The sequence below is a fragment of the Streptomyces sp. S3(2020) genome (assembly GCF_013044505.1).
In the GTDB taxonomy this organism is placed as follows: Bacteria; Actinomycetota; Actinomycetes; order Streptomycetales; family Streptomycetaceae; genus Streptomyces.
On the sequence record NZ_JABERD010000005.1, the window covers coordinates 23,667 to 37,891 of the forward strand.

The 14,225-nt window shown below is 70.5% G+C and carries 13 protein-coding genes and 1 pseudogene; 10 read left to right on the plus strand and 4 right to left on the minus strand.

Going from position 1 to position 14,225, the window contains the following annotated elements:
• Positions 1-13: 13 nt before the first annotated feature.
• Together HLK59_RS03195 and HLK59_RS03200 are read right to left on the minus strand one after the other, a co-directional pair.
• On the minus strand, positions 14-304 hold the full coding sequence (locus HLK59_RS03195) for a hypothetical protein (RefSeq protein ID WP_171139635.1): 291 nt from the start codon (positions 302-304) through the stop codon (positions 14-16).
• 194 nt (positions 305-498) lie between these two features.
• The gene (locus HLK59_RS03200; protein WP_171139636.1) at positions 499-2,841 is read right to left on the minus strand and encodes a hypothetical protein; all 2,343 of its coding nucleotides are present in this window, start codon (positions 2,839-2,841) and stop codon (positions 499-501) included.
• Between the two features lie 176 nt (positions 2,842-3,017).
• Here HLK59_RS03200 and HLK59_RS03205 point away from each other — a divergent pair, with 176 nt between their 5' ends.
• The 8 genes from HLK59_RS03205 to HLK59_RS03240 all read left to right on the plus strand — a co-directional run bounded on the left by HLK59_RS03205 (position 3,018) and on the right by HLK59_RS03240 (position 11,244).
• Entirely contained in the window at positions 3,018-4,067 is a 1,050-nt protein-coding gene (locus tag HLK59_RS03205; RefSeq protein ID WP_171139637.1) for a LacI family DNA-binding transcriptional regulator, read from the plus strand.
• Between the two features lie 8 nt (positions 4,068-4,075).
• On the plus strand, positions 4,076-5,674 hold the full coding sequence (locus tag HLK59_RS03210; protein ID WP_171139707.1) for an FAD-dependent oxidoreductase: 1,599 nt from the start codon (positions 4,076-4,078) through the stop codon (positions 5,672-5,674).
• Positions 5,675-5,724: 50 nt separating this feature from the next.
• On the plus strand, positions 5,725-6,996 hold the full coding sequence (locus HLK59_RS03215) for a sugar ABC transporter substrate-binding protein (protein WP_171139638.1): 1,272 nt from the start codon (positions 5,725-5,727) through the stop codon (positions 6,994-6,996).
• Positions 6,993-7,964 (plus strand): sugar ABC transporter permease, encoded by a 972-nt coding sequence (locus HLK59_RS03220; RefSeq protein ID WP_346779634.1) that lies wholly within the window; start codon positions 6,993-6,995, stop codon positions 7,962-7,964. Before HLK59_RS03215 ends, HLK59_RS03220 begins: the two co-directional genes overlap by 4 nt.
• Positions 7,954-8,796, plus strand: a complete 843-nt coding sequence (locus HLK59_RS03225; RefSeq protein ID WP_171139639.1) for a carbohydrate ABC transporter permease — start codon at positions 7,954-7,956, stop codon at positions 8,794-8,796. Before HLK59_RS03220 ends, HLK59_RS03225 begins: the two co-directional genes overlap by 11 nt.
• A gap of 61 nt (positions 8,797-8,857) precedes the next feature.
• Positions 8,858-9,970 (plus strand): hypothetical protein, encoded by a 1,113-nt coding sequence (locus HLK59_RS03230; RefSeq protein WP_171139640.1) that lies wholly within the window; start codon positions 8,858-8,860, stop codon positions 9,968-9,970.
• 15 nt (positions 9,971-9,985) lie between these two features.
• Positions 9,986-10,846 carry a DUF3592 domain-containing protein gene (locus HLK59_RS03235; RefSeq protein ID WP_171139641.1) on the plus strand — a complete coding sequence of 287 codons (861 nt, stop codon included), beginning with the start codon at positions 9,986-9,988 and terminating at the stop codon, positions 10,844-10,846.
• Between the two features lie 77 nt (positions 10,847-10,923).
• Entirely contained in the window at positions 10,924-11,244 is a 321-nt protein-coding gene (locus HLK59_RS03240) for a hypothetical protein (RefSeq protein WP_171139642.1), read from the plus strand.
• Positions 11,245-11,277: 33 nt separating this feature from the next.
• Here the strand turns inward: HLK59_RS03240 and HLK59_RS03245 are convergent, their stop codons facing one another.
• On the minus strand, positions 11,278-11,508 hold the full coding sequence (locus tag HLK59_RS03245; protein ID WP_171139643.1) for a helix-turn-helix domain-containing protein: 231 nt from the start codon (positions 11,506-11,508) through the stop codon (positions 11,278-11,280).
• 277 nt (positions 11,509-11,785) lie between these two features.
• Between HLK59_RS03245 and HLK59_RS03250 the strand changes: the two are divergent.
• Both HLK59_RS03250 and HLK59_RS50410 read left to right on the plus strand, forming a co-directional pair.
• Positions 11,786-12,555 (plus strand): annotated as a pseudogene (locus tag HLK59_RS03250) (Glu/Leu/Phe/Val dehydrogenase dimerization domain-containing protein); the annotation flags it as partial.
• A gap of 208 nt (positions 12,556-12,763) precedes the next feature.
• The gene (locus HLK59_RS50410) at positions 12,764-13,132 is read left to right on the plus strand and encodes a hypothetical protein (protein ID WP_206326737.1); all 369 of its coding nucleotides are present in this window, start codon (positions 12,764-12,766) and stop codon (positions 13,130-13,132) included.
• A gap of 173 nt (positions 13,133-13,305) precedes the next feature.
• Here HLK59_RS50410 and HLK59_RS03260 read toward each other — a convergent pair whose 3' ends face one another.
• A complete protein-coding gene (locus tag HLK59_RS03260; protein ID WP_240982177.1) occupies positions 13,306-14,106 on the minus strand; it encodes an EamA family transporter in 801 nt (266 codons plus the stop codon).
• Positions 14,107-14,225 lie beyond the last annotated feature (119 nt).

Sequence of the window (14,225 nt, forward strand, 5' to 3'; positions counted from 1 at the left end):
GCCTGCGGGAGACCTACCGAGAAGGTCCGCCCGTGGGTGGATCGGTGGCCACCAGGCGGAAGAGGTCGCGGGTCGGGTGCACGTCGATCGGGATGCCCGTACCGGCTTCGATGATCTCCTCCCCGGCGACGAGGTGGCTCGTGGTGAACGGCGGCCGGTTCGGGACCGTGACCAGCATCCGGACCCTGGTGCAGCGGTCGTCCTCACCGCACCACACACGCTGGGCCCGCACAGTACCGACGATGGCCAGGAGCCCTAGCGCGGTCCACATCGGCTGCTCGAAGAAACCTGTCGGACGGTTCACCGGACCTTCGGCGTCAGGCGCTGCTCCACCGCTCGTCACGACGTGACCTGCCCACAGCTGGTGCTGGTCACCTACGTCACCCCCTCGTCTGTCCCACAGTTGATGAAAGCCAGGGCCTGTCCGGTCAGCGGGGAATGGGACCGGACAGGCCCTGGGGCTCGGGGTGCGGTTTGTCCCGGTCCTGTCGGCGGGGCTCAGCCGGGCGTCGGCAGGCTGTGCCGGCCTTCGTCGTCGGTGTCCGGGACGAGGCCGTAGTAGATCCGTGGCGCGCCGTCGAGCGTGAGCGTCGCGCTGCCGTTGCCGACCGGGATCTGGGTGACCTGCCCGATCGCGTCGACCTGCCGTACCGCGGTGGTGGCGGCGACCGTGAGCGGGGTCTTGGTCGGCCAGGGGTCGATCCACACCTCGGGGGCGGGGAAGTGCCAGTCGGTGCGCTGGCCGGTGGTGTTGAGGAGGTAGCCGTCGGCGCGGTTCCACAGCACGACCGCGGGGCCGTCGGGGGTGTCGAACCACAGGCCTGATGTCTGCGGGTCGGTGAAGGTCAGCCGGCCCTGGAAGGTGGCCTGGTCGAGGGTGCGGGCGGCGGTCGCGTAGGCAAGGAGTGAGGGCTTCGGGCTGAGGTCGCGGTTCATCAGGCCGTAGTGGTACTCGACGTTGTCCGGGTCGGCGACCTGCGGCATGCCGAGCACGCTGTCGTGGGACTGGTACCAGCACACGCACCGGACGCCTTCGGCCTTGGCCAGCGCGAGCGTGAGGAGGACGTTCTCCGCGGCGTGCCGGTAGGTGTCGTGCCACCAGCTGTTGGGCTTGGTCGGTGCGTACGCCTCGGTCAGCCAGATCTCCTTCTCGCCGTGCTCGGCCATCAGTGCCTTGAGGCGGCGCAGGCCGCCGTAGAAGTTCCAGTAGGTGCCGTCGCCGCCGGTGGTCCAGACGTCGCCCGGCGGTATGTAGTCGGCGGTGAAGTTGCCGCGCCCCGGGTGGTAGGCGAAGGCGTCGATCAGGTCCCAGCCGCCGGCCGCGATGAAGTTCTCCACCCACGGCTTGTCCATGCCTGCCAGCCCGTTGTTCATGAGCTTGACGGTGTCGCCGGTGACGGCCCGGCGGTCGAAGACCGGACGCAGCGCCTTGTTCAGGTACGCCTGCGCGGCGTCGCCGGTATTGAACGGTCTGTTCAGCTCGTTGCCGACCTCGAAGTAGCCGGCGCCCGCGCCGACCGCCACCGCCAGATTGTCCGCGGCCCAGGTGGCCGCCACGTCGTCGGCGGCGGTCAGCGACGGCTGGAGCTCGATGTTGTGCCGCATCCCGCGGGCGTCGAAGGCGGAGGGCGGCAGCCCGGGACCGCCGTCGTAGGCGATCCGGACGAGGCTGATGCCCGCCTTCTGCCACAGGTCCAGCAGGGCGTCGGCGCTCGGGCGTTGCAGCCAGGGGTAGTTGGCGATGCCGAACATGCTGTCCGTGCCGGCCTGGTAGTCGAACGGCGGCAGCACCGCGAGGTTGGTCCGGGCGAACGCCTCGTCGTCGCCCGAGCTGACGGCGACCTCGGCGAGCGCGATGCCGCCGGCGGGCGCGGGCAGGGTGAAGGTGTGCTGCCAGGTGCCGGCCGCGGCCACGCTGCCGGTCACGGTCGTGGCGGCGAGCTGGGCGCCGTCGAAGGCGCGCACCCACAGTTCCAGGTCGACCGACTTGGCCGCCGTGCCGCCGTTGGCGACCAGGGCGGTGAGTTCCATCTGGTCGCCGGCCGACTCGTAGAGGTTGAAGTCGCGGTTCGTGGTGAGTTCGAGGCCGAGTTCGCGGCCCCGGCCGATGGTGACGGTGGCGGACGGGCGGGTCTCGGAGAAGAAGAAGTCGGCCCGGCTCCTCCAGCCTCCGTCCGGGTCGGCCACTCCCGGCGCGTGGATCCAGGTCGTGTTCGTCCAGGCCTGGCGGGAGCGGTCCAGGAGGAACAGGCCGTGCAGCGTGGTTGTCCAGGTGGAGGTGTGGGCGACGCCGAGGGTGTCCTCGTAGGGGATGCCGCCGCCGGTGTCGCGGACCCATTCGGTGATCGGGACGTAGTCGTCGGGCGCGGTCGGCGCCTGGATCGCCCGGCTGAACAGGAAACCCTCCGGGACCAGCGTGTCCGCGCCGGTGACGTGCCACTCCAGTGCGGCGTGGGAGGTGGTGACACCGAACCAGCCGGTGACGGCCGTCGGCCCCGCGGCCGTGTCGAAGGTGTAGTCCATCCGGATCGCCGGCGTGCCGTCCGGGAGCGCGCTCAGTGTCGGGGTGCCGCCGGTGGACACGTGGATGCCGGTGACACTGTCCTTGACCTGGAACTTCGACCCGGCGGACCGCGTGACGCCCGCACCGTCGCGGATGGCGAGCCTGCCGCCCACGCCGGCCAGCAGGCTGATGCCACCCGCGGTCAGGGTGACGTCACCGGCGGCGGCGTACGCGGTGGTCGGGGTCGACTCGGCGACCAGAACGACCCCGGCGGCGAGGGCCGCGCCCAGGAAGCTCCGGCGGTCCAGGGTGGGTCGTGAGAAGGCCTCGGAGGTCATGTTCCGCTCCCGTCCGGCGCTCGGCGGCGCACGCTGATAATGCGTATCATCAACTTCGTGAACGACACGTTTCCAGCCTGCTACTCCGATGTCAACGGGTGCTTGCCTAGTACACCTCTCGTGCATTACGGTCATCGCCAGTTGATGAAGATAGGCATTATCACGATGGAGGAGCGATGTCGCCGAGACCTCGCCGTGTCACCCAACGCGAGATCGCGGAGCTGGCGGGTGTCAGCCAGACCACGGTGTCGGTGGTGCTGAACGACCGCGACGGCTCGAACGTCCGGGTCCCCGAGGCGACCCGGGCGCGCGTCAAGCAGGCCATGGAACAACTCGCGTACGTCGCCGACCCCGCGGCCCGCAGACTCGCCGGTCTGGACAACCAGATCATCGGTGTCTTCACCTATGAGGCCGCACTGTCCCCCGAGAGCATGGACTTCTACGGTCCGCTGCTCAACGGGATCGAGAGGGCCGCCGAGCAGATCGGCTGTGACCTGCTCTTCTTCACGTCCTCACCGGTAGAGAACGGCACGCGCAGCCTCTTCCACCGCAAGACCCGGCTGCGGCTGACCGACGGCTGTGTCCTGCTCGGTCAGCAGATGGTCGCGTCCGAGCTGGAACGGCTGGTCGCCGAGCAGTTCCCGTTCGTCGCCATCGGCCGCCGGGACGAGACCGCGGCCGCGGTGCCGTACGTGGCCATCGACTACACCACCCCGACCACCGCGCTGATCGACCAGGCAGCGGCGGGCGGGCACCAGCAGGCGCTGTACGTCCATCGGGGCCGGGACACACCGACCGCGCGGGACCGGCGTGACGCCGTCGAGGCCGCTTCGGCGGCGGGCAGGCTGGCGTTCCTGCTGGTCGGTGAGGAGCGGATCGCCGACCTTCCCCGACTGGCACGGGCGACCGACGCCACGCTGATCGTCGCGGAGGACGCGTTCCTCGCCGAGGACGTCGCGCACGCGCTGTCCGGCGCCGAGGTCGCCGTACCGGAGGAGATCTCGCTCGCCGCCCTCGGCGAGGTGCGCGGTCATCGCGTGGAGGGCCGGACCCTGGCCGGCTTCCACGTACCCAGACAGCAACTGGCGGCCGAGGCGCTCGATCTCCTCCAGCTCCTGATCACCACCGACCCGCAGGAGTGGGCGGCTCTGGACCGGGAGCGGCTGCTGGTCGCCGCGGTCGAGCCGGGAGAGACCATCGTCGCGCGGACGGACACCCCTTCATGACCGACTTCATGACCGGCCGGATCACGACCGAGGTGGCGATAGTCGGCGGTGGACTCGGCTCCGTCGCCGCGGCGCTGGCACTGCTGGAGCGGGGCCGCCGCGTGGTGATGACCGAGGAGTACGCCTGGCTCGGCGGACAGCTCACCTCGCAGGCCGTGCCGCCCGACGAGCACATCTGGGTGGAGCAGTTCGGCGTCACCGCGCGCTACCGCGCCCTGCGGGAGGACATCCGCCGCTACTACCGCGAGCACTACCCCCTGACGGCCGCCGCCCGCGCCGACCGCGAACTCAACCCGGGCCGCGGCCGGGTGAGCAGACTGTGCCACGAACCGCGCGTGGCCCACGCGGTGATCACCGCCCAGCTCGCGCCGTACCGGTCGACGGGACGCCTCACCGTCCTGCAACCCGCCGTGCCCGTCGCCGCCGAGGTGCGCGACGGAGTGGTGCGTGCCGTCACCGTCGCCGATCCGCGGACCGGCGCCGAGACCGTGATCAGCGCCGAGTACGTCCTGGACGGCACCGAGACCGGTGACCTGCTGCCGCTGACCGGGACGGAGTATGTGGTCGGCGCCGAGGGGCGGTCGGACACCGGCGAGCCGAGCGCTCCCGAGGCAGCCGATCCGGGCAACGTGCAGTCGATCGCGTGGTGCTTCGTCTTCGACCACGTCACCGGCGACCACACCCTCGCCCGACCGGACGACTACGACTACTGGCGCTCCTTCGAACTGCCCTTCTGGGGTGCGCCGATGCTGTCGTTCACCGCGCCGAACCCCCGCACCCTGGTGCCGGAGGAGCGGACCATGCACGTCAACCCCTCGGGCGACGTCACCGGAGACCCCCGCTTCGACGCCGGCGACCAGGACCTGTGGCAGTTCCGGCGCATCGCCGCCCGGCAGAACTTCGCCGACGGCTTCTACGACAGCGACATCGTGCTGGCCAACTGGCCTCAACTCGACTACGTCAACGGTTCGATCATCGACACCGACGACCGGCGGCTCCATCTGGACGCCGCGAAGGCACAGTCCCGCGCCTACGTGTACTGGCTCCAGACCGAGGCGCCCCGCCCGGACGGCGGCCGCGGCTGGCCCGGCCTTCGGCTGCGCGGCGACCTGGTCGGCACCGCCGACGGGTTCGCCCAGGCGCCGTACATCCGCGAGTCCCGCCGGATCAGGGCGCTCACCACCGTGCGTGAGCAGGACATCTCCGTGAAGGCCCGCGGGGACGCCGCACCGGCCCGCTTCGAGGGCTCCGTCGGGGTCGGGATGTACCGCATCGACCTGCACCCCTCCACCGGCGGCGACAACTACATCGACGTCGAGTGCGCGCCGTTCGAGATACCGCTCGGCGCACTCGTCCCGGTGGCCACCCAGAACCTGGTACCGGCCGCCAAGAACATCGGCACCACCCACATCACCAACGGCGCCTACCGGCTGCACCCGGTCGAGTGGAACGTCGGTGAGTCGGCCGGGGAGCTCGTGGCGTACTGCCTCGATCTCGGTCTGAGCCCACGGCAGGTCGCCACCGACGACCACCTCGTCGAACGCCTCCAGGACAGGTTGACCACGGCCGGGATCGAACTCCACTGGCCGCGAATCGCCGGCTACTAGCCCCAACTCCCGAGGCGCCGCACGCGCCGAGAACAGAGAAGACCCACACCATGAACAGAGCAAGAAGGCTGGTCGGCGCCCTCGCACTGACCACAGCGCTGACCTTCACCGCCGCCTGCGGAGCGTCCACCGACGACTCCGGGTCGGCGGACGCCACGAACGTCAAGCTGCGGATGACCGTCTGGACCTCGAACGAGGACCAGCTCAAGCTGTTCGACTCGATCGCCGACGCCTACCGTGCCAAGCACCCCGAGGTCTCCTCGATCACCTTCGAGAGCCTGCCCTTCGAGGACTACAACACCACCCTCACCACCCAGATCGCCGGCGGCAACGCCCCCGACCTGGCCTGGATGGGAGACCTGTCGAAGGACCTGATCGCCTCCGACGCACTGGTCGGCCTGACCGACCGGCTCAAGGCGACCGACGGGTGGCAGTACGACGACCTGGAGGCCAGCGCGACCAAGGAGTTCAGCCAGGACGGCACGCTGTACGCCTACCCCTTCTCGACCTCCCCCTTCGCGCTGTACGTCAACACCGACCTGCTGGCGAAGGCCGGGCAGAAGATCGACCCGAAGACCCTGACCTGGGACCAGGTCGCCGCCGCCGGGGCGGCCGTCCACTCGGCCACCAAGAAGGCCGGGTTCGTCGTCCGGGACTTCGACTACAAGTCGTGGAACATGCTGGCCACCGTATGGACCGGCTTCGGTGCCTCCGCGTGGAGCCAGGACGGCAAGACCTGCACCTTCACCAGCCCCGAGATGCGGCAGGCGTTCACCTTCCTGCACGACGCCGCGTTCAAGACCGAGGCCATGCCCGGCCCCGGTACGACGGCCGACTTCTTCGCCGGTGACGCCGCCTTCACCGTGGCCCAGGTGTCCCGCTCCTCGCTGCTCACCGACAAGTTCAAGTACGCCCTGTACCCGCTGCCCGCGGGACCGGCCGGCAAGTACTCCGTCATCGGCCAGGCCGGCGTGGGCGTCCTGGCGGCCGGCAAGCACAAGACCCAGGCCACCGACTTCCTCGCCTACCTCACGAACCCCGCGAACTCGGCCAAGCTCGCGCAGTTCTTCCCGCCGCCGCGCAAGTCCCTGCTCACCGGCGAGAAGCTCGCCGCCGACAACAAGGTGCTGACCGCGGCGCAGCTTCAGGAAGCCGTGGTCGACCAGCTCCCGAACGCCGTCACCCTGCCCAACCACACCAACCCGGCCGAGATCGCCCAGAAGGGCAAGACCGCGCTGGACGCGATGTGGAAGGCCGACGCCGACATCCCCGCCGTGCTGAAGTCGGTCTGCACCGCGATCGATCCGATCCTGGCCAAGTGACCATGTCCGGCCTCACGAAGACCCACACGAGGACACCGGGCGCCTCCCCTACGGCGACCAGGCCCCGGGACACCTCCGGACCACCGTTCTGGACGACCCGGCGCCGGGACGTCCTCGCCGGCTACCTGTTCATCGCCCCGCAACTCGCCGGGGTCGTGCTGTTCGTGCTCGTCCCGGTCGGACTGGCGATCTGGTACAGCCTCAACGACTGGAACGTCTTCTCCGGCGGCCAGACCTTCGTCGGAGTCGACAACTACACGGCCCTGGCCGACGATCCCCAACTGCCCTCCGTACTGGGGGCGACCGCCGTCTTCTCCGGCGGGGTCGTGATCCTGAACATCAGCCTGGGCCTGCTGCTCGCCGTCCTCCTCAACCGGCGCTTTCGCGGATCGACGTTCTTCCGCACCCTGTTCTTCTCCCCGGTCGTCGTCTCCGTGGTGGCGTGGACCCTGGTGTGGGGCTTCCTGCTCCAGGACAACGGCGGCATCAACGCCCTGCTCGACACGGTCGGCATCGACGGGCCGAACTGGCTCCAGCGCGGCGACACCGCGATGCTGTCGGTGATCGTCACTCAGGTGATCCGCAGCGTCGGCGTCAACATGGTGCTCTTCCTGGCCGCCTTGCAGGGCGTCCCGGCGCAGTTGTACGAGGCCGCGCGCCTCGACGGCGCGGGGAGCAGGGTGGTCTTCACCCGGATCACGCTGCCGCTGATCTCCCCCACGGTGCTGCTGACCGCGATCATCACCGTCGTCGGCGCACTCCAGTCGTTCGCACAGATCGCCGTACTGACCAGCGGCGGCCCGGAGTTGAGCACCACCGTGCTCGTCTACTACGTCTTCCAGCAGGCCTTCGAGTTCAACCACATCGGCTACGGCTCGACGCTGGCCCTGATGCTGCTGTCCTTCGTCATGCTGCTGACCCTCGTGCAGTGGCAGCTGCGCCGGAAGTGGGTGTTCCATGAGCAGTAGGTCGAGTTCCCTCCTCCGGCGGGCGTTCCTGCTGACCTCGCTCGGTGTCCTGGCGATCCCGTTCGTCGTGCCGACGGTCTGGATGGTGGCGGCCTCGCTGAAGCCGCTGCCCGAGATCTTCAAGGCCCCGCCGTCCCTGTGGACTTCGGACCCCACGTTCTCCGCGTACAGCGAGGCGTTCAGCTTCCAGCCGTTCGCCCGGCAGTACGCGAACAGCGTGTACATCGCCGTCCTGGTCACCCTGATCACCCTGCTGGTCTCCAGCCTCGCCGGATACGCCTTCGCCCGGATCCGCTTCCCCGGCGCGAACGCCCTCTTCCTGGTGGTGCTGGTCGGCCTGCTGGTGCCCAGCGAGGTGACGATCGTGCCGTTGTTCCAGATGTTCAAACAGGCCGGGATGATCAACACGCACTGGCCGCTGATCCTGGTCACCTCGCTGGCCGGACCGTGCGTCCTGGCGACCTTCGTCATGCGGCAGTTCTTCATCGCCCTGCCGGCCGAACTGGAGGAGGCGGGCCGCCTCGACGGCCTCGGCCGGCCCGCGCTCTGGTGGCGGATCTTCCTGCCGCTGGCCAGGCCGGCACTGTCCGCGGTCGCGATCCTCACGTTCCTCACCTCGTGGAACCTCTACCTGGAACCCACCGTCTACCTCACCTCGCCGGAACTGTTCACGCTGCCCCAGGCGCTCACCCGCTTCACCGACGCCTACGGGGGCGAGATGTGGAACACCCAACTGGCCGCCGCCACCATGACCGTCCTGCCGGTCCTGATCGTCTTCGTCGTCGCCCAGCGGCAGTTCGTCGAGGGCCTGGCCCACTCGGGCCTCAAATGAGCCCCGAGACGGACGCCCGGAGATCAACCGGACGTCACCCGAGCCGGACATCATCACCCCCATGACGATCACCACGGGCACCGTGTCCCCGCCCGCGCGCAGCACCCCCGTCGCCCTCGCCCGGGGAATCCTGACCGGAGCGGTCATCGGGGCGTCGTCGGCCGCCGTCGTCGTCGGTGCCCTCATCGAGAGCGTGCCGCTGTTCGCGGGGGGCCTGGTCCTGCCCGTCGCCTACGTCCTGCTCGTCCTCCTGGCCGACGTGCCGAGACTGGCCAGGGAGGCGGCGATCACCCCGCACACGGCGCTCGCGATGGTCGAGAGCCTGGAGGCCGTCGGGGGCGAGGCGACGAGCGACGTGGCGGTGCGGTTCGATCTCACCGTCGCGCCGGAGGACGTACCGGCCTACCGTGTCGCGTTCAAGCAGGACATCAATCTCGTGGACCTGGCCGACTACCGGCCGGGCGTCGTCGTGGTGGTCCAGTATCCGCCGGACCGGCCGTGGCGGGTGAGGATCGTGAGGCGGCCGACGCCTCAGTGGGAGGAACGGGCGGCCGGCGCGCGCCTCGACTCGGCGCCCGGTCCGGCCATGGTGAGCGAGACTCCCCGGAGCTGTGCCGTCGGCCTCGTCATGCTGCTCGCCCTGCTGCTCGCCGCGGGCGGTGTGGTCCTGGGGTTCCGCGCCGACCTGTTCGGCGAGGGCGCCGCCGCACGGTCCGGCTCCTCCGACAGGCCAGCCGTCTCCTCCTCTTCCTCTTCCTCTTCGTCCACCACCGTGGTGTCGTCGGCTTCCGCCACGGTCGCCCTCGGCCCGGGTCAGTCGTTCCTCGACAAGGGCGAGTTGCGCAAGGCCGTCGGCTCGCTCACCAAGGGCACCGACGGACGGGCGGCGCTCACCGTCGTCGTACAGGATCGGCTGCTGTCGGTCGTGTACGCGCCGACGGGCTCACAAGCCCCGACGTTCGACCTGGATTCGCCGCCGTACGACCGTGTTCCCGACCTGGTCGAGGAGGCGAGGACCGGGCTGGGGGTCGGTTCTCCGCAGACCTGGCAGGTCACCGTGGAACGTCTGACGGGCTCCCTCACCGTCAGGGTCGGCGTGACGGGCCCCGGGGGAACGGCCTCGCTGGAGGCGGACGGCGACGGCACGGTGGTGCGGCGCACCGCGGCCCGCTGAGGAGAAGGAAGGCACATGGACCTGCGCGCGTATCTGGTGCTGTGGTGCGCGGTGTTCGGCGCCGTCGCGGTGGTCGGGTACGCCCGGTCACTGGCCGGGACGACGAAAGCGCAGCGGGCGGTGCGGGTCATGGGGCGGATCGAGCAGGTCCGCGAGCCCCGGCACGGAAGCTCCGCGAGGGACGGGATACCCGTGGTCGTCTCCTTCCGGGATCCGTCCACCGGGCAGGAGTCCACCGTGACGAACGACCGTGACCACGGTGAGCGGATCACGGCGGCCTGGACGGGCCGGGAGATCGGCGTCCGCTACCCGCGCGCGAGACCGCACGCCTACCGGTTCGTCGGCGACCTGACGGCGGGCCGGCGCGGGCTCGGGTGGCCGAACTTCGCGCTCTTCCTGGTCTACGTCGGACTGGTGACGTTCGCCGCGATCGACCGGGGCTGGCCGTGGGCCCTGATCGGCTTCGGCGGACCCTGGACCCTCAGCGGCTTGTGGTACCTGCCCCAGAGCGCACGCGCGGTGAGCCGTCGTATCGACAGACTGAACTCCCGACCCCCTGTTCAGGGCCGTGTCATCGCCGTGCTCACGGACACCAGCACCGACAGCGAGGGCTCCACCTCGACCAGCCACACGCCGGTCGTCTCCTTCACCACCCACGAAGGCACGACCGTCACCGCCTACTGCACCGACGACCTGCCCGACCCGGTGAACTCCTACGGCCGCGACGTCACCATCCACTACGCCCCCGACGACCCCGCCGTCTTCACCCCCGACCTCGCGGCCGAAAACCGTTCCCGCACACTCGAAATGACCTGCGGCACCGTGATGCTGCTCCTCGGTGGGGCGTCGGTCGTCGCCGGTGCGGTGCTGCTGTGACGCGCGACGAGCGGCGTACGCCGGGACCGAACGCACCCGTGCTGTCGCCGCACACACTCAACGAAGGGTTGTCCGACATGGAGCCAGTGGTCTTCGAACACGGCATCGTCCATCTGCGGGTCGACCGCGGAGTCTTCGAGCTGTTCCGGCGCGGCAACACCATCGGGCCGTACCGGGCCCCGCTGGACTGGGTGAAAGTGCGCACCGAGGCCCGAAGACGCGATGTCACCCGGCTGTACTTCGGCTACGTCGACCAGGCGGACGAGCCGATCTACGCGAGCTCGACGCCGTCCGGTCCCGTGTTCGCCACCGTCGACATCCCGACCGCGGACGAGCCCCTCTACCGTGCCCACTTCACCAGGCTCGCCCGACTGTCCGACCGCTTGGTCTCGAAGTAGTCCCGTGCCAGGTCGACCTGGACCGTCGCGGACTCAGGCGATGGTCGCCTTAGCCGCCCTCTCGGCCTTGTCTGCTTTACGGAACGCTGCGAGGCGCAGGGCGAGGTCGAGGTCGTGGCGCTCGGGGTCGGTGCGCAGGTCGACGCCGGTCAGCGCCTTGATCCGGTCCAGACGGTAGTAGAGCGTGGTGCGGTGCAGATGGAGAGCGTCCGCCGCGGCTGGGACGTCTCCGCCGAGGTCCAGGAAGGTATGGGTGGTGATCATCAGGTCGGGGTCTTCTGCTGACGGAGTGCCTCCACTCCGGGGTGGATCTCCGCCGGAGCCAGCGCGGCGGGGGCCTCCACGACCATCCGCCAAGCGCGCAGACAGTCCCAGCTCGGCCGGGCGAGGAGCGCGCCCGCTCAGCGCCTGGAGTGTGAGGCCGGCCCGTCTGACCCCCTCGTACAGTTCCACGAGGGGCAGGGGCGGTCCGCTGGTGGCGCCCGGAACTCCGACCCGACGGGGTGGGCGGTGAGTCCGCAGGACAGGGACCAGCCACCGCCGACGCGGCCCGGGGGAGGCGGAGTTCCACCAGGCTGCGGCCGAGGTGCTGAACTCACTGCGGCCGGTGGTCGAACGCCACCCGGAGTACGCCCGTTCCGGCATCCTGGAACGGCTCGTCGACCCGGAGCGGCAGCTGATGTTCCCGGTGCCGTGGGTCGACGACTCAGGCCGGACCCGCGTCAACCGAGGCTTTCGGGTGGAGTTCAACAGCGCGCTGGGCCCCTTCAAGGGCGGTCTGCGCTTCCACCCGTCCGTGAACCTGGGCATCGTGAAGTTCCTCGGCTTCGAGCAGATCTTCAAGAACGCGTTGACCGGCCTGCCCATCGGCGGCGGAAAGGGCGGGGCCGACTTCGACCCCAAGGGCCGTTCGGACGGCGAGATCATGCGGTTCTGCCAGTCGTTCATGACCGAGCTGTACCGCCACCTCGGCGAGCACACCGACGTGCCCGCCGGTGACATCGGCGTCGGAGGCCGCGAGATCGGCTACCTCTTCGGCCAGTACAAGCGCATCACCAACCGCCACGAATCAGGCGTCCTCACCGGCAAGCCGGTCGGCTGGGGCGGCTCCCACGTCCGTACGGAGGCGACCGGCTACGGCACGGTGTACTTCGCTCAGGAAATGCTCGCCGGCCGGCGCTGGGCGGCACCGTCGTGGCCCGCTCCGACTCCTCCGGCTACCTCGTCGACGAGAACGGCATCGACCTGACGCTCCTCAAGGAGGTCAAGGAGATCCGCCGGGAGCGGATCTCGGCCTACGCCGACGCTCAGCTCGAACATCGCGGGCTTCCTGCGGGCGGCGGGGGCCATGACGGCCCAGGGCGTCATCTGACAGAGCCGCCCGCCCTCGATCCCGGCCCCGGTCCGTCGGCGTGGCCGAGGCTCTCCGGCGGGTGGACTGCGGGGAGGCGACGGCGGACCCGGCCGCCGGGCGCAGTACTCCGCCGACGCCTCCGACCATCGGCGCATCCCACTGGCGGTGGTCCTCCCGCGCGAACGGCGGCACATCCTCGACGCGATCCCCGTCTGCCGCCACCTGGGCGCGCCGGTGACCGTGCGCGGAGAGGGCACCACTACCTCGGGGCAGGGCGTCGGCTCCGGGGTCGCCCCGGCACCCTCCCGGTCCTCGACGACCTCCAGACGGCCACCGCTGCGCCCGGCTTTGTCCACGCACAGCCGCCGCATCTCCCTCGCCGCGGGCGAACAGGTCCTGCTGCCCGTCGTACGCGACGCCTCCCCGGGCACCCGGGTCCTCGCGCACGGCTTCAGCCACCGTGTCCAGATCGGCGACCACACCGACCGCGAGGGCGCCCACCTGGCCCGGCTCATCGCCTCGGCGCCGGGGTGAGGCCTCCTGGCGCGGCACAGAGGCGGGGCCCGGCGAACCATGCCGAACGCGCCGCCGCTCCCCGCGGTCAGGTGACGTATTCGTCGCCGAAGGCGATTGCCGCGACCGTGACCTGACCGTGCACGGCACGGCGAGGCCGCCCGCGCCCAGGACGGAGGACTCCCGGGCCCGGTTCAGCGGCGGGTCAGCATGCTGACCCCGTTGGCCGCGACGACCGCCCCGATCGCCGCCCACTCCAGGCCGCCCAGCCCCTCTCCGAGGCCGATCCAGCCGACGAGCGCGGCGAGCAGCGGGTTGACGCTCATGAAGAGACCGAAGGCCTGGGCGGGCACACGGCGCAGGGTGAACAGGTCCGCGAGGTAGGGGACGGCCGAGGAGAGCACACCGGCCGCCACCGCGCAGCCGACGGCGGCGAGGGTCGGCGGGTGGTGGAGGACCACGACGGCCCCGACGGGTAGGAACATCACGGCGGAGACGAGGGAGGCCGCCGCCGAGCCCTGCGCGCCGGGGACCCGCTGGCCCACGGTCCGGTTGAGCAGGATGTACGAGGCCCAGCAGCACGCGGCGAGCAGACCGAGCCCGAGCCCCACGTAGTCGGTGGACGGCTGCGGCCGCATCAGCGTGACCGCGCCCGCGGCGGCGGCCACGGCGCACACCGCGTCGATCCGGCGGCGCGCCCCGGACAGGGCGATGGCAAGCGGGCCGAGGAACTCCAGGGTCACCGCGAGGCCGAGTCCGACACGGTCGATGGCGGTGTACAGGGAGAGGTTCATGGTGCCGAACACCAGGGCCAGCGCCAGCACCGGACGCCACTGCCACCAGGTGAGGCTGCGCAGCCTCGGCCGTCCGACGACCATCAGGACGGCCGCGGCGACGTACTGGCGGACCGCGACGACCCCGACCGGCCCGAGCACCGGGAAGGCCAGCGAGCCGATCGCGGCGCCGGTCTGGTTGGACAGCCCGCTGCCGATCATCGTGGCCACGCCGGCCAGCCGCCCTCGGGGCTGCTCGGGGGACAGGGGGACGGTTGAACGCCGTACGACGGAAGCGGAATCGGAGGCAGGAAGGGTAGCGGCTCGCATGTCCCGATCGT

Coding starts and splice junctions, on each gene's coding strand:
- HLK59_RS03210 (WP_171139707.1), top strand. CDS start 4,076: ATGACCGGCCGGATCACGACCGAGGTGGCGATAGTCGGCGGTGGACTC.
- HLK59_RS03200 (WP_171139636.1), bottom strand. CDS start 2,841: ATGACCTCCGAGGCCTTCTCACGACCCACCCTGGACCGCCGGAGCTTC.
- HLK59_RS03215 (WP_171139638.1), top strand. CDS start 5,725: ATGAACAGAGCAAGAAGGCTGGTCGGCGCCCTCGCACTGACCACAGCG.
- HLK59_RS03240 (WP_171139642.1), top strand. CDS start 10,924: ATGGAGCCAGTGGTCTTCGAACACGGCATCGTCCATCTGCGGGTCGAC.
- HLK59_RS03245 (WP_171139643.1), bottom strand. CDS start 11,508: ATGATCACCACCCATACCTTCCTGGACCTCGGCGGAGACGTCCCAGCC.
- HLK59_RS03205 (WP_171139637.1), top strand. CDS start 3,018: ATGTCGCCGAGACCTCGCCGTGTCACCCAACGCGAGATCGCGGAGCTG.
- HLK59_RS03235 (WP_171139641.1), top strand. CDS start 9,986: ATGGACCTGCGCGCGTATCTGGTGCTGTGGTGCGCGGTGTTCGGCGCC.
- HLK59_RS03225 (WP_171139639.1), top strand. CDS start 7,954: ATGAGCAGTAGGTCGAGTTCCCTCCTCCGGCGGGCGTTCCTGCTGACC.
- HLK59_RS03230 (WP_171139640.1), top strand. CDS start 8,858: ATGACGATCACCACGGGCACCGTGTCCCCGCCCGCGCGCAGCACCCCC.
- HLK59_RS03260 (WP_240982177.1), bottom strand. CDS start 14,106: ATGATCGGCAGCGGGCTGTCCAACCAGACCGGCGCCGCGATCGGCTCG.